We start from the raw sequence: 19,681 nt of genomic DNA, 5'->3' as shown, positions 1-19,681 counted from the left end.
GAATGAAGTTAGCAGTAGAAACGCATGTTGTAATTGGTTTAGATGGTAAAATTAAAGTAGTCGAGCCAGGGCAGCAGTTGTTTCCAGGTGAAATTATTGTCGAAACGTTTGAAGGCAATAAAGAACCTGAAATTACGTTTGTTGATCAACACGAAAACATTGACATATCACCTGATGTTATTGCTTTATTCAATGCTCTCGAAGACGGTTTAGACCCTACTTTATTGGGGAGTGAATTTGCTACCGCGGCTGGAGATGTTAGTGGCTCTAGTTTGATAACCTCTGGAAGTATTGAAAGAGATGGCGTAGAGGTTTTAGCGCAAACATTCTTTGAGACCAAGGGGTTAACTGCAAATCAACAAGTCACTTTGAACACTGTTTTGAATTCTACTATTGATGTTATTTCTGAATCATTAGCCGCTATTATCACTGGAAACGATAAAGGTGATTTACAAGAAGACGTGGCGCTGACCACGGGCGGCAATCTCAATGTTGACGATCCAGATTTAGACGAAGCGGTGTTTACCGCGCAGACCAATGTTCAAGATGGCAACTACGGCACCTTCAGTATTGATGACAGCGGTGAGTGGACGTATGTTCTCAATAATGACCACGCGGATGTTCAAGCGCTAGACGCAGACTCTGATCCAATTGTTCGCACTTTCACGGTAGAAACCGCGGATGGCAGCACGCATGAGATTGCAGTGACCATCACGGGCTCCGACGACGCAGCGGTTATCACGCCAAGCATTCCGGGTGATGATAAAGGCGCAGTGCAAGAAGACGTGACGCTGACGACCGGCGGTAACCTCAATGTTGACGATCCGGATTTAGGCGAAGCGGTGTTTACCGCGCAAACTGATGTTCAAGATGGCAACTACGGTTCGTTCAGTATCGACGCGGACGGTGAGTGGACGTACACGCTCAACAATGACCACGCGGATGTTCAAGCGCTAGATTCAGACTCTACTCCAATTGTTCGCACCTTCACGGTATCAACTGCGGATGGCAGCACCCATGAGATTGCAGTGACCATCACGGGCTCCGACGATGCGGCGATTATCACGCCAAGCATTCCGGGTGATGATAAAGGCGCAGTGCAAGAAGACGTGACGCTAACGACCGGCGGCAACCTCAATGTCGACGACCCGGATTTAGGCGAAGCGGTGTTTACCGCGCAGACCGATGTTCAAGATGGCCACTACGGCACCTTCAGTATCGATGCGGACGGGGAGTGGACGTACACGCTCAACAATGACCACGCGGATGTTCAAGCGCTAGATTCAGACTCTACTCCAATTATTCGCACCTTCACGGTAGAAACTGCGGATGGCAGCACGCATGAGATTGCAGTGACCATCACGGGCTCCGACGACGCGGCGATTATCACGCCAAACATTCCGGGTGATGATAAAGGCGCAGTGCAAGAAGACGTGACGCTGACGACCGGCGGCAACCTTAATGTTGACGATCCAGATTTAGGCGAAGCGGTGTTTACCGCGCAGACTGATATTCAAGATGGCAATTACGGCACCTTCAGTATCGATGCGGACGGTGAATGGACCTATGTGCTCAACAATGACCACGCGGATGTTCAAGCGTTAGATTCAGACTCAGATCCAATCACTCGTACCTTCACGGTAAAAACTGCAGATGGCAGCACGCATGAGATTGCAGTGACCATCACGGGCTCAGATGACGCGGCGGTAATCACGCCAAGCATTCCGGGTGATGATACTGGCGCGGTGCAAGAAGACATGACGCTGACCACGGGCGGCAATCTCAATGTTGACGATCCAGATTTAGACGAAGCGGTGTTTACCGCGCAGACCAATGTTCAAGATGGCCACTACGGTACGTTCAGTATCGATGCGGACGGTGAGTGGAGCTATGTGCTCAATAATGACCACGCCGATATTCAAGCGTTAGATTCAGACTCTACTCCAATCGTTCGCACCTTCACGGTAGAAACTGGGGATGGCAGCACGCATGAGATTGCAGTGACCATCACTGGCTCAGACGACGCGGCAGTTATCACCCCAAGCATTCCGGGTGATGATACTGGCGCGGTGCAAGAAGACGTGACGCTGACGACCGGTGGCAACCTCAATGTTGACGATCCGGATTTAGGCGAAGCGGTGTTTACCGCGCAGACCAATGTTCAAGATGGCCACTACGGTACGTTCAGTATCGATGCGGACGGTGAGTGGACCTATGTGCTCAACAATGACCACGCGGATGTTCAAGCGCTGGACGCCGACTCTACTCCAATTGTTCGTACTTTCACGGTAGAAACCGCGGATGGCAGCACGCATGAGATTGCAGTGACCATTACCGGCTCAGACGACGCCGCGGTAATCACCCCAAGCATTCCGGGTGATGATAAAGGCGCCGTGCAAGAAGACGTGACGCTGACGACGGGCGGTAATTTAAATGTTGACGACCCGGATTTAGACGAAGCGGTGTTTACCGCGCAGACCAATGTTCAAGATGGCAACTACGGCACCTTCAGTATCGATGCGGACGGTGAATGGACGTATGTTCTCAATAATGACCACGCGGATGTTCAAGCTCTAGACGCCGGCTCTGATCCAATCGTTCGCACCTTTACGGTAGAAACTGCGGATGGCAGCACGCATGAGATTGCAGTGACCATCACGGGTTCAGACGACGCGGCGGTCATCACGCCAAGCATTCCGGGTGATGATACTGGCGCCGTGCAAGAAGACGTGATACTGACGACCGGTGGCAACCTCAATGTTGACGACCCGGATTTAGGCGAAGCGGTGTTTACCGCTCAGACCGATATTCAAGATGGCCACTACGGTACGTTCAGTATCGATGCGGACGGTGAATGGACGTACACGCTCAATAATGACCACGCGGATGTTCAAGCGTTAGATTCAAACTCTACTCCAATTGTTCGTACTTTCACGGTCGCGACTGCGGATGGCAGCACGCATGAGATTGCAGTGACCATCACCGGCTCAGACGACGCGGCGGTAATCACCCCAAGCATTCCGGGTGATGATAAAGGCGCGGTGCAAGAAGACATGACGCTGACCACGGGCGGCAATCTCAATGTTGACGATCCAGATTTAGACGAAGCGGTGTTTACCGCGCAGACCAATGTTCAAGATGGCAACTACGGCACCTTCAGTATCGATGCGGACGGTGAGTGGACCTATGTGCTCAACAATGACCACGCGGATGTTCAAGCGCTGGACGCCGACTCTACTCCAATTGTTCGTACTTTCACGGTAGAAACCGCGGATGGCAGCACGCATGAGATTGCAGTGACCATCACTGGCTCAGACGACGCGGCAGTTATCACGCCAAGCATTCCGGGTGATGATAAAGGCGCGGTGCAAGAAGACGTGACGCTGACCACGGGCGGCAACCTCAATGTTGACGATCCGGATTTAGACGAAGCGGTGTTTACCGCGCAGGCCGATGTTCAAGATGGCAACTACGGCACGTTCAGTATCGACGCGGACGGTGAATGGATCTATGTGCTCAACAATGACCACGCGGATGTTCAAGCGTTAGATTCAGACTCTACTCCCATCGTTCGCACCTTCACGGTCGCGACTGCGGATGGCAGCACGCATGAGATTGCAGTGACCATCATCGGCTCAGACGACGTAGCGGTTATCACGCCAAGCATTCCGGGTGATGATAAAGGCGCGGTGCAAGAAGACATGACGCTGACCACGGGCGGCAATTTAAATGTCGACGATCCAGATTTAGACGAAGCGGTGTTTACCGCGCAGACCGATATTCAAGATGGCAACTACGGTACCTTCAGTATCGATGCAGACGGTGAGTGGACCTATGTGCTCAACAATGACCACGCGGATGTTCAAGCGCTAGACGCCGATTCTGATCCCATCGTTCGCACTTTCACGGTAGAAACCGCGGATGGCAGCACGCATGAGATTGCAGTGACCATCACCGGCTCAGACGACGCGGCGGTAATCACGCCAAGCAAACCGGGCGATGATAAAGGCGCCGTGCAAGAAGACGTGACGCTGACCACGGGCGGTAATTTAAATGTCGACGATCCGGATTTAGGCGAAGCGGTGTTTACTGCGCAGACCGATATTCAAGATGGTAACTATGGCACCTTCAGTATTGATGCAGACGGTGAGTGGACTTATGTTCTCAATAATGATCACGCGGATGTTCAAGCGCTAGACGCCGACTCTACTCCAATTGTTCGCACCTTCACGGTCGCGGCTGCGGATGGCAGTACGCATGAGATTGCAGTGACCATCACTGGCTCAGACGACGCGGCGGTAATCATGCCAAGCAAGTCGGGCGATGATAAAGGCGCCGTGCAAGAAGACGTGACGCTGACCACGGGCGGTAATTTAAATGTCGACGACCCAGATTTAGACGAAGCGGTGTTTACCGCGCAGACCAATGTTCAAGATGGCAACTACGGCACGTTTAATATTGATGACAGCGGTGAGTGGACGTACACGCTTAACAATAGCCACGCGGATGTTCAAGCGCTAGACGCCGACTCTACTCCAATTGTTCGTACTTTCACGGTAGAAACTGCGGATGGCAGCACGCATGAGATTGCAGTGACCATCACGGGTTCAGACGACGCGGCGGTTATCACGCCAAGCATTCCGGGTGATGATACTGGCGCCGTGCAAGAAGACGTGACACTGACGACCGGTGGCAACCTCAATGTTGACGACCCGGATTTAGACGAAGCGGTGTTTACCGCGCAGACCGATATTCAAGATGGCAATTACGGCACGTTCAGTATTGATGACAGAGGTGAGTGGACGTACACGCTCAACAATGACCACGCCGATGTCCAAGCGCTGGATGCCGACTCTACTCCAATTGTTCGTACTTTCACGGTAGAAACTGCGGATGGCAGCACGCATGAGATTGCAGTGACCATCACGGGCTCAGACGACGCGGCGGTTATCACCCCAAGCATTCCGGGTGATGATAAAGGCGCGGTGCAAGAAGACATGACGCTGACCACGGGCGGCAATTTAAATGTCGACGATCCAGATTTAGACGAAGCGGTGTTTACCGCGCAGACCAATGTTCAAGATGGCAATTACGGCACGTTCAGTATCGATGCAGACGGTGAGTGGACCTATGTTCTCAACAATGACCACGCGGATGTTCAAGCGTTAGCCGCCGACTCTGATCCCATCGTTCGCACTTTCACGGTAGAAACTGCGGATGGCAGCACGCATGAGATTGCAGTGACCATCACTGGCTCAGACGACGCGGCGGTCATCACGCCAAGCAAGTCGGGCGATGATAAAGGCGCCGTGCAAGAAGACGTGACGCTGACCACGGGCGGTAATTTAAATGTCGACGATCCGGATTTAGGCGAAGCGGTGTTTACTGCGCAGACCGATGTTCAAGATGGCAATTACGGCACGTTCAGTATCGATGCGGACGGTGAGTGGACCTATGTGCTCAATAATGACCACGCCGATATTCAAGCACTAGATTCAGACTCTACTCCAATTGTTCGTACTTTCACGGTAGAAACTGCGGATGGCAGCACGCATGAGATTGCAGTGACCATCACGGGCTCAGACGACGCGGCGGTTATCACCCCAAGCATTCCGGGTGATGATACTGGCGCCGTGCAAGAAGACGTGACACTGACGACCGGTGGCAATCTCAATGTTGACGATCCAGATTTAGACGAAGCGGTGTTTACCGCGCAGACCAATGTTCAAGATGGCAACTACGGCACGTTCAGTATTGATGACAGCGGTGAGTGGACGTATGTTCTCAATAATGACCACGCGGATGTTCAAGCGCTAGACGCAGACTCTGATCCAATTGTTCGCACCTTTACGGTAGAAACTGCGGATGGCAGCACGCATGAGATTGCAGTGACCATCACGGGCTCAGACGACGCCGCGGTCATCACGCCAAGCATTCCGGGTGATGATACTGGCGCGGTGCAAGAAGACGTGACGCTGACCACGGGCGGCAATCTCAATGTTGACGATCCGGATTTAGACGAAGCGGTGTTTACCGCGCAGACCGATATTCAAGATGGCCACTACGGCACGTTCAGTATCGATGCGGACGGTGAGTGGACCTATGTGCTCAACAATGGCCACGCGGATGTTCAAGCTCTAGACGCCGACTCTGATCCCATCGTTCGCACCTTCACGGTAGAAACTGCAGATGGCAGCACGCATGAGATTGCAGTGACCATCACCGGCTCAGACGACGCGGCGGTAATCACGCCAAGCAAACCGGGTGATGATACTGGCGCGGTGCAAGAAGACATGACGCTGACCACGGGCGGCAATCTCAATGTTGACGATCCAGATTTAGACGAAGCGGCGTTTACCGCGCAGACCGATGTTCAAGATGGTCACTACGGCACCTTCAGTATCGATGCGGACGGTGACTGGACCTATGTGCTCAACAATGACCACGCGGATGTTCAAGCGCTGGACGCCGACTCTGATCCCATCGTTCGCACCTTTACGGTAGAAACTGCAGATGGCAGCACGCATGAGATTGCAGTGACCATCACTGGCTCAGACGACGCGGCGGTCATCACACCAAGCAAACCGGGTGATGATAAAGGCGCGGTGCAAGAAGACGTGACGCTGACCACGGGTGGCAACCTCAATGTTGACGACCCGGATTTAGGCGAAGCGGTGTTTACCGCGCAGACCGATATTCAAGATGGCAACTACGGCACGTTCAGTATCGATGCGGACGGTGAGTGGACCTATGTGCTCAATAATGATCACGCGGATGTTCAAGCGCTGGACGCTGACTCTACTCCGATCGTTCGCACTTTCACGGTAGAAACTGCGGATGGCAGCACGCATGAGATTGCAGTGACCATCACTGGCTCAGACGACGCGGCGGTAATCACGCCAAGCAAACCGGGTGATGATAAAGGCGCGGTGCAAGAAGACATGACGCTGACCACGGGCGGCAATCTCAATGTTGACGATCCAGATTTAGACGAAGCGGTGTTTACCGCGCAGACCAATGTTCAAGATGGCAACTACGGCACGTTCAGTATTGATGACAGCGGTGAGTGGACGTATGTTCTCAATAATGACCACGCGGATGTTCAAGCGCTAGACGCAGACTCTGATCCAATTGTTCGCACCTTTACGGTAGAAACTGCAGATGGCAGCACGCATGAGATTGCAGTGACCATCACTGGCTCAGATGATAAACCTGAATTTGTCAGTGGCAATAACGACTCGCATGGCCTAAACAGTTTGGGACTCGTTGATGATGATGTTTATTCATTCTCTGTGCTTGAAAATAGCCCAGGTCAAACTGTTGGTCAGGTCGGTGCATTTGACGTCGATAGCGCAAGTCAATTGACCTATTCTCTTAGCAATCATACCGACCTCTTTCAGATTGATGCTGTATCAGGTGAAATTTCGTTGAAACCAGGCGTATCTCTCAATCACGAAGACATCGAAAGCTACAGTGTAGGCGTGCTCGTTACTGATGAATCCGGAGAGACGGATACCGCTCAGGTTCAAATAGCAGTCGGTGACGTTAATGAAGGTCCGACTGCTTTAGATGACAAGGGTATTACGACTGAAACCAAAACATTAGATTCATCGAATTGGATAGCCAGCGACGATATCAAAGTCGATGTCTATGTAATTGACAGTGTGACTGGAGAAAAAGTTGCAGATGCAACTCTGGCAGATTACACCGGGGATGGTGACAATAAATACGGTGTGCATTCTGATCTTGATAACCCTTCTGATCGTGTTCAATCTGGTCAAATTGGTTACGATGATGCAACTCAGAAGAGTGAAGCGATGAGTTTCACTTTTGCTAATAATCAACTTGCTAATCATGCACAAGTTGAAGTTAAAAACTTATGGACAGATACAAACAATGGAAGTTGGGAACCAGGCATTGAGCAAGGCGTATGGAAAGCCTATTTTGATGGTGAATTAATTGCGACAGGTATATTTGAAGGGAATCGTGGTGGCAGCCAATGGGTTTCAATTGATGCCGAGGGACGCTACTTTGATACGATTGAATTGTCTGCAATTGGTTACAAAGATGGGGTGGTTGACCCTAAAGGTTCTGAATATTTCGTTACTGAAGTATCTGCTGATTTAACGTCTTTCGATAGTAACTATCATACGCACGGAACCGGTCTATTAGCTTTAGATGTGCTCGCCAATGATAGTGACCCAGAGAACGATGAGCTAACTATTGTTGATTACCCACAGGCGAACTACATAACACTTCAAAACGGTCAATTTGTTTTTGATGCTGAAAAGTATCTAGATAGCCTACCTTTAGCTGAGCAAACATTAAGTGTAGGTGAAGTTAAAACCGTAGAGTTTGAGTACACAATTAAAGATGAAGAAGGTCTAACTGATACCGCTAAGGTAACCGTCACGATAATTGGCGAGTCGATTTCACTTGATAATGAATCAATTACTCTTGAAGAATCTGACTTAGGTGCGAATCAGACCGTATTTGTTGAAGGTGAACTTGATGCAGATCTTGGTTCAGCGGAAGACGCGGAGTATCGATTCGATAGTACACAAGATCTTTCTGGTTTAACGAGTAACGGTCTGGTAGTCCAGTTTGAACTTTCTCAAGACCAAACAGAATTTAGTGCGTTTACTGAGGTTAATGGTCATCGAGTTGATGTGCTTTCGGCAAAGATAGATCAAGCTACTGGTGAGTATCAAGTATCGCAACATGCGGCACTTGATCATCTAGAACAGGGTAATGATTCATTGATGCTTGATTTAAATATCACGCTAGATGTCGGTCATCAAGTGGAACAAGCACAGCTAAATATTGAAGTGGTCGATGTTATTCCCGAAGCTGGAACTCATCAACATACGATAAAAGATGTTCAACCTCAGTCTAACTCAGTCGTGATTGCACTAGATGCATCTAGCTCTATGAATGATACTGTTCTCGATTCAAATGGTCTGCAAACGACAAGATGGGATTTAGCTCAAACTTCAATAAAAAGTATGTTTGAGAAATATGATGAACTGGGAGATGTGAAGTTCCAAATTGCTACTCACTCTGGTTCACCAAGCGGTAAAACCTCTAACTGGATCGAGTCAGAGCAAGATATTACAGACTTCTTTGCTACTGTATCTCCAGCTGGTTGGACACCCTACTATGAAGCGATTGAGCAGATTGAAGACATTGTTTCAGCTGATGGTTTCTCTAGCCAAGTCGCGGGTTCCAAGACCCAGTTGTACTTTATCTCTGATGGACAGCCTTCAGATTTCAGTGGCTGGACTCGTCAAGATTTCTATTCCGCTCAAGCTCGAACAAGCTTAATGGATGACTTAGACCCGGCGCATTTTAGCAACCAATCACATTATGATGACTTGTTATCAGGCCGAGTGGCTCCGACAGATGCCGAAGAAAAGTTGATTCTCGAATTAGCGATGGAAAATGGAGTGTCTGCCAATGGCCATACCTTTAATAATATTTGGGCGCTTGGTATTGGCGATAGTGCTTCTTTGAATTATCTCAAACCAGTGGCGACTAGTTCTGGTTCGGCATTGGTTGTTGATGAGTCAAATGTAGAGAATGTTTTAGTGACTACCGTCCCTGGTGAAGTTCAAAGTGATGTTTTTTCTCAAGTTGGCGGTGAAATTCAATGGGTTAATTCTATTGAAATCAAAGGTGAAAACTACCAGTTTGATAAACAAACAGGCACAGTATCGAAAACGGATGTTAATGGGATATCTTCTCAAGTTTCAGAACATTCTCTGCTTGAAGTAGAAACGAACTTTGGCCAGTTAACGATTAATTTTGAAAATGGTTGGTATGACTATAAAGCGAATAATGTCGATGGTGATCAAAGTGAAAGCTTTGCATTCAAAGTCATTGATGCTGATGGTGATATTGCAACTAACGATATTACAATAAATATCAAAGACGGTGCCCCAGAATTTATTTCTCCAAACGATGAAGATCAGATTCGAGGCTCTGATGGACACGGTTTAGCAACCACCGACACCATTAGCTTTGACGTTGCTGAGCATGAGAGCGGAATTTTGGTTGGTAAAGTTGCAGCATTTGACCCTGACAACGATACGATCACGTATACCCTTAAAGGGGATGATAGTGACAAATTCCGCATAGACAGTAATACGGGAGAGATTTGGTTAAAAGATTCAGACGCTTTAGATTTTGATCTTTCTTCAGCTCATGAATTGATCGTAGAAGCAAGTGATGGCAGCGACTTAGATCAAACTACAGTTACTCTGAATGTTGTTGAAAATAGGGCGCCGGAGAACACCGCAGTAGTTGGTTTTGCTGAAGTCGAAGAGCAACCTATAAATAAGATCACAGTTGTGTTCGATGTTTCTAGCAGTATGACTCGGACTTTTGATGGGACGAATACGTATAGAGATAATGGCTTACCGGATGAAGTTCTTGCTTCACGTACAGAGTCAAGAGCGTATAAGGCAGCAGAAGCTCTACATGAAATGGTTGAAGATCTAATACAACAAGGTGGAGCTTCAAATAGCTACATTCGCTTGGTTAAATTTGCAGGTGAAACTGAAGAGCAAAGTTGGTTTGAACTTGGTGACGTTCTTGAGATGACACGTCCGCCAGAGCTGAATGGACGTGAGCTCACGGACATGACTTACCTGACGGATGTCAATAAGTATGTGAATGAGTGGTGCTGGATCGACAATAGAGGAATGAACACCGATTACAATGATGCCTTGGAAGCTGTCATGGCACCAAGTGATAGTTCTAATCGTTTCCCGTGGCAGGATGGCCTAAACGCTCAAGGTGAACTGGATTGGGATCTTTTACTTAAAGAACAGCCAATCGAGAGCCATGATTCTATCTTCTTCATGTCAGATGGAGCTCCGAACCCTAGAGACGGAGCTGTGGTTGCTGATGACCTAACTGACCGCTGGGAGCAATATGTTCAAGATAACCAAGCTTCTGTTTATGGTATTGGTATTGCGACGCGTGGTGACGAAAGTGTTGCGGATGCAATGAATGGCATTACTGATACTGTCGTATATGTAGACTCTGGAGAAAGTTTAGGACAACTGCTTAAACATTACACGCCAGAGCCTATTGCTGGTGAGTTATTGTCGGGTAGTTTCGATCCCGATGGTGATACGCTACAGGTGTCTACTCAAACTAATGACTTTAGATTGATGAATACCGAGTTTATGGGCTTTGATACACCGCCCAATGTGACCTCTTCTGTTGCTAGTGAAAATGGTCTTCTGAGTGTGACAACAGAGTTTGGTGTCTTGGAAGTATACTCAAATGGAAGTTATAACTTTACCCAAGACGAGAACTTCAACTTGTCGAATGGTCAGCAAATAAATATGAATTTTGCTTTTGAGGTTACGGACGGTAAAGGGCAAAACAGTGACAATGTATTTAGTTTAATTCTAACCGAAAAAGGAGCAGTCCCTGTCATCCAAGATAGTGTGACACTGTCTGGCGATGAGTTGGGTAATACGATTCTTGGTTCTGAAAGTATTGATATACTACTCGGCCAGCAAGGCAGTGATACCTTACATGGTAACCAAGGGGATGACTTTTTACTTGGCGGTGAAGGTGATGATGTACTCATTGGTGGCTTAGGTAATGACATTTTGACGGGGGGAGAGGGCAAAGACGCTTTTGTTTTTGAGCAAGACTCAGTGGATGGTTTGTCACGCGATACTATTACTGATTTCACTTTTGGTGATGACAATATTGACCTCACAGACCTTCTTGACCTGACTGGAGATGATGTTACTAATATGGAAATGCTACTAGAGCATGTTACAGCTTCATTAACTGCGGATAGTAGTATTGAGTTAGCGATCGAAGCGGAATCTGGCCAATCTGTTGCAGTTGAGATGACCAACTTGGATTTATCAGGCTTCGATATGAGCGCTATGACAACATCCAATGAAATTGTAGAGCAGTTGTTCCAACAACAAACTTTTACGTAAAAACGTGGTTTAACTTGTGTTGAACAGAGTAGAAAGCCAATCAATTGGTTTTCTACTTGCCTGAAGATGATATGCGTTTTTAACTGGCTGCTTTAGAGCTCCAGGCAGTAGGATTAAGCTATAAGCGAATATTTATTTAATTCGGGGTCATCCGTATTATTAAGCTAAGTACAATAGTATAAATAGTCGTTATAATGATGCTATTAATAGAACCACATATAGTAAATAGATGTACGTACTAGAGCTTCAATTTGAGTGTTTTGATAACACAACGGTCAGCGCTGTCGATAAGGCAGTTAATGGCTTAATGGATGCACTTCGTTACAACGGACAAGTGTTAGGTCGTGAGTTTCCAATCGTGATGGGCGACGGTGAATTTTATGTTCGCGTTGTGTGCCCAGAGCAAGACAGTTTGCATCCGCGCAATCACTCGGACTTTGTTAAAGTGTGTTTTGAACGTTTGTCTGCTGCGAGCCTTCTTGCTCCTAAAATGCGCTTGCTTGGCCGAGATCTTAACTCGGAAGAAGTGGCAGAAGATGAAGCACCGAGCTGGCAGGTGTTATACACCACGTTTGTTCATACTTGTTCACCGCTACGCAGTGGCGAGAGCCTGTTGCCGATCCCTTTATATCGTAACCCGCCAACCTTTAATGGCGACCACAAGGCTGTGTTGAAATGGCAGACAGAGTGGCAAGCCTGTGATGAAGTACAAATGGGCGGTGGTTGTCGAGCTGAACACGCAACTCTAACCGAGATCAGTGATACCAAAAGCGTATTATTTAAACGCGGTTGGGGCTTGAGAGGGCGCATTGAGTACCTCACTAAGATCCCAACGTATTACTACTTATACCGTGTCGGTGGCATTAGCCTAAAAGCTGAAAAAGAGCGTAAATGCCCTCAGTGCGGTGGAGAATGGCTGCTTGATGCGCCGATCCACGACATTTTCTATTTCAAGTGTGACGACTGCCGCTTGGTGTCGAACATCTCTTGGGATCATATTAAGTAACCCACTTAGCTCTATTCTAGATTCAGAGTATCGAAGTATGAGCCAATACTTCGATACTTGTTCCTCTGCTTTTCTCCCTGTTAGCTTTCCGTTTCTTTCTCTTTTTATTCCTTAATATTGATCGTTTATCAGTATTGGGAGAACCCATCTTGCCGAACGAATTTTGCACTTTAATACGTTCATTCTGTGTTTTATCTCTCGCTCTGTAGCCCTTAGGTATTCACCAGAATAATTCCACACCCATCAACTTTTGCTCATTTCAATAGTTAACTGGATCACAGTAATCAATCAGTTCTCTTTCAATTTATATTCTACTCAATATAAATGGGATCGATCCCATGGGAATGTTCCCATTTGTGAAAGTGACCTAATTCTAGATTGAAAAGGAATGGACGATGAAACTGTTACCTATTGCTGCTGCACTCTCTACTGCTTTACTTACTCCTAATTTATACGCTGACGAAACCACACCATTGGAGTTCAATGGCTACATGCGCGGCGGCGTTGGCCTCAGTAATGAAGGTGGTTCAAATAGCAAATGGGAGGTGAGTAAAGTTGGCCGACTCGGCAACGAAAATGACCTGTATGGTGAGTTTGGTTTTAGAAAAGAGGTGTATGCCGAGGACGACGTTTCATTTTTAGTTGATTCCATGTTGTCGTACTGGCAAGGCCAAGATGAGAACGCCGCGGATAAAAGCGTTGACGTGGTGCAATTGAATGTTCAAGCGGTCGGGCTTTTTGAAGATAAGGACATTGGAATTTGGGCGGGTGAGCGCTACTACCAACGTCATGATGTACACATCGTTGATAACTACTACTGGGATGTTAGTGGTATTGGTGCTGGCGTTGAGCACATCAATATGGGCCCAGGTAAATTATCGGTCGCCCTGATTCAAGACACGGTTACGGGGGATGTTTTTGATGGGAAAGAAACCACAGCCATGATTGCTGACGTGCGCTATGCAGGGATACCACTATGGAACAATGCGGACCTTGAAGTCGGTATTGATATGAACTTTGCCAATGAAAAACAAGGTCAAACGGTCGATGCGGATGATAGCGTGATGCTAACGGCAAGCTTAAATCAAAATCTGTCAGGTGGCTTCAACAAAACTATTCTCCAAGTGGCTAACTCTGGCTATGCCGAGCAGATGACAACCTTTGGTACCGGTAAAGGCATCGTACGTGATGCAAACAATAATGACGCTGAAGGCTTTCGATTGATTAACTGGGGTGTGCTTGCTATTGGTGAGAACATCGAGTTTGGCCACACTGTTCGTTATGCAATGTCGACGGGTGTTGGTGCTAATAATAGCGATGATGATTCTTTCAGTGCGGTCATTCGCCCGCTTTACAAGTGGGATAAGCGTATGCGTACTATCCTTGAAATTGGTGGCTTTGTTGAAACCATTAATAACCAAGATGGTGCGGGTGGTAAATTCACAATCGCTCAGGCTTGGGTTCCACAAGTGGGTTTCTGGTCTCGTCCTGAATTCCGTATCTTTGCGACTTACCTAAACGACGCTGAAAATGACAATGCCTTCGGTGAAGGTAAAAACAGTGAAATGAGCGTTGGTATGCAAGTGGAAGCTTGGTGGTAAGTCGAACTTTCTTGTAAATCCTAACCAATAAAAAGGGGCTGACGTTATGTCAGCCCCTTCGGGTATCTATAGATTGCTGTAGTTTAGTTGATTACCAACCTTTAACTACGCCACCTTGGAAGATATCAGAAGCTGCTTTGTACACTTCTTCAGTTTGGTAAGCTTTTACGAAGTTCTGTACATTTTCAGCGTTTAGATTTTCTTCACGAGAAACGATTAGGTTTACGTATGGAGAGTCTTTGTCTTCAACGAAGATACCGTCTTTTTGCGGAGTCAGGTTGATAGAGCTCGCGTAAGTTGTGTTGATGATAGACAGTGCTACGTCATCTAGAGAACGAGGAAGTTGTGCTGCGTCTAGTTCAACAATTGTTAGGTTCTTAGGGTTACCTACAATGTCACGAACTGTTGCTAGAAGACCTGCACCTTCACGAAGCTCAAGAAGACCTTGTTGCTCAAGAAGCAGTAGAGAACGACCTAGGTTTGTTGGATCGTTTGGTACTGCAATACGCGCACCGTCTTGGATTTCGTCTACAGATTTCACTTCTTTAGAGTAACCCGCAATTGGGTAAACAAACGTGTTGCCAGCAATAGTTAGCTTGTAACCACGGTCAGCCACTTGCTGATCTAGGTACGGTGCGTGTTGGAATGCGTTGATGTCGATAGAGCCGTCATCCAGTGCTGCGTTTGGTGTTACGTAATCTGTGAAAGTCACTAGTTCAACATCTAGGCCGTACTGCTCTTTTGCTACTTTAGCTGCTACTTCTGCAACTTGTGCTTCAGCACCTGCCATTACGCCAACTTTTACTTTAGAAGTGTCGACTTCTTTGTCACCACAACCTGCTAGTACTAGCGCTGATGCCGCTGCTGCGATAGTAAGTAAACCTTTAAGGTTAAATTTCATAATAATCTCCTTTTAATAAATCTATTTAATTTGGTTCAGACGACTTTGAGTTTGGTCTGTAAGTCTTTATCTGTGGTCAACGCGGCGAACTAATGAATCACCGATTGATTGAATAATTTGTACCAGCACAATCAACATCACTACCGTCACAGCCATGATAGTCACATCATAACGGTGGAATCCGTAACGAATCGCGACATCACCTAGGCCGCCACCACCTACGGTACCTGCCATTGCTGAGTAGCTCACAAGCGTTACTAATGTAATTGTTACTGAGTTGATGATAGTCGGTAGTGCTTCAGGAAGCAGAACCTTATTGATGATTTGTGTTGGTGTTGCGCCCATTGATTGAGCGGCTTCCACTAAACCTGTTGGTACTTCAAGTAGCGCACTTTCGATAAGTCGAGCTACGAATGGGATAGCGCCAATCGTCAGTGGAACAATCGCTGCTGTTGTACCGATGAAGGTACCAATCAGCATCTTAGTCAGTGGGATAATAGCAACCATCAACACTAAGAAAGGCACTGAACGACCCACGTTCACAACCGCACCGAGAATTTTGTTTAGCTTGGTGTTCTCTAACAGACCACCTTTTTTGGTCGTGTGTAGAATCACGCCTAATGGGATACCGACAGCGAAACCAACGATGCCTGCAACAGCAACCATGTAAAGAGTTTCGCCTGTTGCGCCTAATAGAAGGTTACCGTTAAGGCTGATCCAGTCAGCAATCTCTTTGAAACTAAAGGACATAACCCAGTACCTCTACCTTTACATTGTTGTCGCGTAGGAATTGAATAGCAGCATTATCATCGGCTTCATTACCGAACAGTTCAGCAACCATCATGCCGAACTTAACGCCACCTGCGTAATCCAAGTCTGAGCTTAAGATGCTGACATCGATATTAAATTTGCGAGCAATTTGCGTCATTAACGGTGCATCAACGGTTGCGCCAGTAAACTCAAGGCGTACTAACGGATAGCTGCTGTTTACGCGAGTCTCTTGTAAGCGTGCTTGGTAATCTTCAGGAATCGTCAGATCCAGCGTTGAGCGAATAAATTGATGTGCCAGCTCTGTTTTAGGGTGTGCGAATATTTCACCCACAGTGCCTTTCTCTACTAGCTCACCATCACCAATGATCGCTACTTCGTGACAGATGCTTTTCACTACATCCATTTCATGAGTAATGAGTAGGATAGTGATGTTCAGCTTGCGGTTGATTTCACGCAACAGCTCAAGAATAGATTGAGTAGTCGCAGGATCCAGTGCACTGGTCGCTTCATCACATAACAAAACTTTCGGGTCAGAGGCCAGTGCGCGAGCAATCGCAACACGCTGCTTTTGACCACCACTTAAATTCGCAGGGTAGGTGTCACGCTTGTCTGCTAGGCCAACAAGCTTAAGTAACTCACTGACTTTCGCTTCAATAACCGCTTTATCTTTACCTGCAAGCTCTAAAGGCAGTGCGATATTGTTAAATACAGTACGAGAAGACAGCAGATTGAAGTGCTGGAATATCATGCCGATGTTACGACGCGCTTCGCTAAGTTCTGATTTGCTAAGTTTTGTTAGGTCAATACCGTCAACAATCACTTCACCAGACGTTGGAGCTTCCAACATGTTTACACAGCGGATAAGGGTACTTTTGCCTGCACCTGAAGAGCCGATGACTCCAAAGATTTGACCTTGAGGAATGTGGAGGTTGATATCAATTAAGGCATTGATTTCTTTAGTGCCTTGATAAAAAACCTTGTTGACTTGATTCACTTTAATCATAGGGAAACTCGTGCAGGTAAAACAGAATAATATATCGATAGCTCGCTCGATTTACAGATGATGCTATGGTGTTCTATGATCTAAGTCAATAGATATTTTTACGTCTAGACGGCTAAACGGCGATGGTGTTGCTGAGGTAGAAACAAATCGTTAACGAACGCAAAACTAAATAGATAGTGATGAAGCAAATAAAGCGTGTAATAATTAATGATTAATAGAGAGTTGATAGAGAACTGAATTTTGTCTAAACCTGCTGTTTTTTTAGATCGTGATGGTGTGATTAATGTTGATCACGGCTACGTACATGATGAGCATGACTTTGAATACATCGATGGTGTGTTTGAAGCGGCGAAAGCGTTTAAAGATATGGGCTATTTATTGGTACTTGTGACCAACCAATCTGGTATTGCTCGTGGCAAGTTTAGCGAAGATCGTTTTCTTTCTTTGACGCAGTGGATGGATTGGAACTTTGTCGATAATGGCGTTGAGTTAGATGGTATCTATTACTGTCCTCATCATCCTGAACACGGCATTGGCGACTACAAACAAGATTGTGAATGTCGCAAGCCTAAACCAGGCATGTTCATTTCTGCTCGTGACTTTCTGAAAATTGATATGGCGAACTCTGTCATGATCGGCGATAAAGCTGAAGACATGATGGCAGCAGAAGCCGCTGGTGTTGGTACCAGAGTCTTGGTAAGAACGGGCAAGCCTGTGACTGAAAAAGGCGAGGCTCTAGCAAGTGTCGTGCTTGACAGTATTAAAGACGTACCAGCATTCTTAAAAAGTTAAGACACTAAGATACCTTTCACTTTAGATATAAGTGTCGTTCACTATATTAAGATGAGGAACGCAGTATGAAAGCATTGTTGATAGCATCTCTATGTACGGTTGCATTGGTCGGGTGCTCTAAATCAGCAGCTCCTGAGACTGAGAGCGCAACATCGGATAATCAATTCGTGACTTATCAATGTGAGTCTGACGTTTCGTTTGAAGTGGCTTACCTTGATAATGAAAAAGCAGTATTACGTTTGCCTGATAATGAATATCGCCTGATTCAAATAGCGGCAGGTTCAGGAACGAAATACATCCTAGATGATGGTACATCTGAGGTGGTTAACAGCGTAACTTTACGCACTAAAGGTGACAATGCTCGTCTAGAACTTGATCGTGTCGTCTATAAAAATTGCCGAAAGTAGGTCATAGTTAACTTCTAAGATTTACAAACAGTTAAGTGAGGGATTATGCCCTCACTTTTTCTTCTCTTCCCTTTAACGTTAGACTTTTTATGAGCAAAAAACTCACTATTCTCGATATTGCTAAACTGTCCGGTGTTGGTAAGTCAACCGTATCTCGCGTTCTGACCAACGATCCAAAAGTGAAACCTGAAACCCGTGAAAGGGTGGAAAGAGTAATTCAAGAATCTGGGTATACGCCGTCTAAGTCTGCGCAGTCGATGCGTGGTGGTAGTCAAAAAGTCATCGGTGTAATCATTTCTCGTTTGGACTCTCCCTCTGAAAATAAAGCTGTTAGCACAATGCTGGCCGAGTTGTATCGAGCGGATTACGATGTCGTGATCATGGAAAGTCAGCTTGATAGAGAAAAAGCCAATGAGCACCTTCAGGTTCTCAAGCGTCGTAATGTAGACGGCATAATCGTGTTTGGCTTTACTGACTGCGATATTCCTGCGATCGAAGCTTGGGAGCATAAAGCCGTAGTTATTGCTCTAGATACCGAGAACGTGACATCTATTAACTATGATAACCAGCAGGTCATTGATCGTGCTTTAGCGCATTTATCTGATCAAGGGATCTCTGATGTTGGGTTTATTGGTGTTGATCCTAGCGATAAATCAACCGGTGAACTGCGTTTGAAGGCTTATCTAGAGTGGTGTGAAAATACCAGTTCGATTGCAAACTATCGAACTGGAGAGCTCCACCATGAAAGTGCTTATCAGTTAGTAGATGATGTATTAACACCAACAACTCAAGCTATTGTGTGTGCCAGTGACACGCTAGCTCTCGGCGTGATCAAGCGTCTTCAAGAGCTACAGCGTGAAGATGTGGTTGTTACTGGTGTTGGTGGCAACACTCTGCTCTCTTTTTTGTTTCCTCGTGTCTTTAGTATTGATCCTGGGTATCAATCTGCAGGTAAATTGGCCGCCAATCTATTGATCTCTCAGCTTTTAGGCAATGCAGAGATCTCTCATCACACTCAATCACCTATTCTATAATTCACTCAATCAAGCGAAATAGAACCGCTTAGATTAAAATTAGAGTGTGATCTCTTTCAATTAATGGGACTGTTCCCATTTTAATTTATCATTCATGCGGGCATTATAATAACCGTGATTGGGAATGTTCCCATAAGTCTAGATCTGAGTGGTTATAGCCGCATGGTTTAGATGAATAATTGAATGAAACCAGG

General features: G+C 46.5%; 9 protein-coding genes. 6 read left to right on the top strand and 3 right to left on the bottom strand.

Annotated features, from left to right (window positions below; all coding sequences use genetic code 11):
• Positions 1 to 2: 2 nt before the first annotated feature.
• From AACW75_RS24880 to AACW75_RS24870, 3 genes are all read left to right on the top strand, one after another.
• Positions 3 to 11,972 (top strand): VCBS domain-containing protein, encoded by an 11,970-nt coding sequence (locus AACW75_RS24880; protein WP_237297569.1) that lies wholly within the window; start codon positions 3 to 5, stop codon positions 11,970 to 11,972.
• Between the two features lie 229 nt (positions 11,973 to 12,201).
• A complete protein-coding gene (locus tag AACW75_RS24875; RefSeq protein ID WP_145571513.1) occupies positions 12,202 to 12,978 on the top strand; it encodes a Zn-ribbon-containing protein in 777 nt (258 codons plus the stop codon).
• A gap of 395 nt (positions 12,979 to 13,373) precedes the next feature.
• Complete coding sequence (locus tag AACW75_RS24870) at positions 13,374 to 14,579, top strand: carbohydrate porin (RefSeq protein ID WP_145571515.1); 1,206 nt, start codon at positions 13,374 to 13,376, stop codon at positions 14,577 to 14,579.
• Between the two features lie 91 nt (positions 14,580 to 14,670).
• Here AACW75_RS24870 and AACW75_RS24865 read toward each other — a convergent pair whose 3' ends face one another.
• The 3 genes from AACW75_RS24865 to metN form a co-directional block, all read right to left on the bottom strand.
• The gene (locus tag AACW75_RS24865; RefSeq protein ID WP_145571517.1) at positions 14,671 to 15,480 is read right to left on the bottom strand and encodes a MetQ/NlpA family lipoprotein; all 810 of its coding nucleotides are present in this window, start codon (positions 15,478 to 15,480) and stop codon (positions 14,671 to 14,673) included.
• A 66-nt stretch (positions 15,481 to 15,546) separates the two neighbouring features.
• Positions 15,547 to 16,230, bottom strand: a complete 684-nt coding sequence (locus tag AACW75_RS24860) for a methionine ABC transporter permease (RefSeq protein ID WP_017076204.1) — start codon at positions 16,228 to 16,230, stop codon at positions 15,547 to 15,549.
• Positions 16,220 to 17,254: a methionine ABC transporter ATP-binding protein MetN gene (gene metN / locus AACW75_RS24855; protein WP_017076203.1), complete on the bottom strand. Its 1,035-nt coding sequence runs from the start codon at positions 17,252 to 17,254 to the stop codon at positions 16,220 to 16,222. Before metN ends, AACW75_RS24860 begins: the two co-directional genes overlap by 11 nt.
• A gap of 240 nt (positions 17,255 to 17,494) precedes the next feature.
• On the opposite strand from metN, the gene gmhB reads away from it, so the two are divergent.
• From gmhB to treR, 3 genes are all read left to right on the top strand, one after another.
• Positions 17,495 to 18,046, top strand: coding sequence for a D-glycero-beta-D-manno-heptose 1,7-bisphosphate 7-phosphatase (gene gmhB, locus AACW75_RS24850; RefSeq protein WP_145571519.1), 552 nt, complete (start codon positions 17,495 to 17,497; stop codon positions 18,044 to 18,046).
• Positions 18,047 to 18,111: 65 nt separating this feature from the next.
• Entirely contained in the window at positions 18,112 to 18,453 is a 342-nt protein-coding gene (locus AACW75_RS24845) for an MliC family protein (protein ID WP_145564146.1), read from the top strand.
• An 89-nt stretch (positions 18,454 to 18,542) separates the two neighbouring features.
• Positions 18,543 to 19,487, top strand: coding sequence for a trehalose operon repressor TreR (treR, locus tag AACW75_RS24840; RefSeq protein ID WP_017076201.1), 945 nt, complete (start codon positions 18,543 to 18,545; stop codon positions 19,485 to 19,487).
• Positions 19,488 to 19,681 lie beyond the last annotated feature (194 nt).

It is taken from the genome of Vibrio sp. L3-7, from assembly GCF_963898195.1.
GTDB lineage: Bacteria > Pseudomonadota > Gammaproteobacteria > Enterobacterales > Vibrionaceae > Vibrio > Vibrio echinoideorum.
Note: the sequence above shows the minus strand (reverse complement) of the source record. Positions and strands in the feature narration are given on the sequence as shown.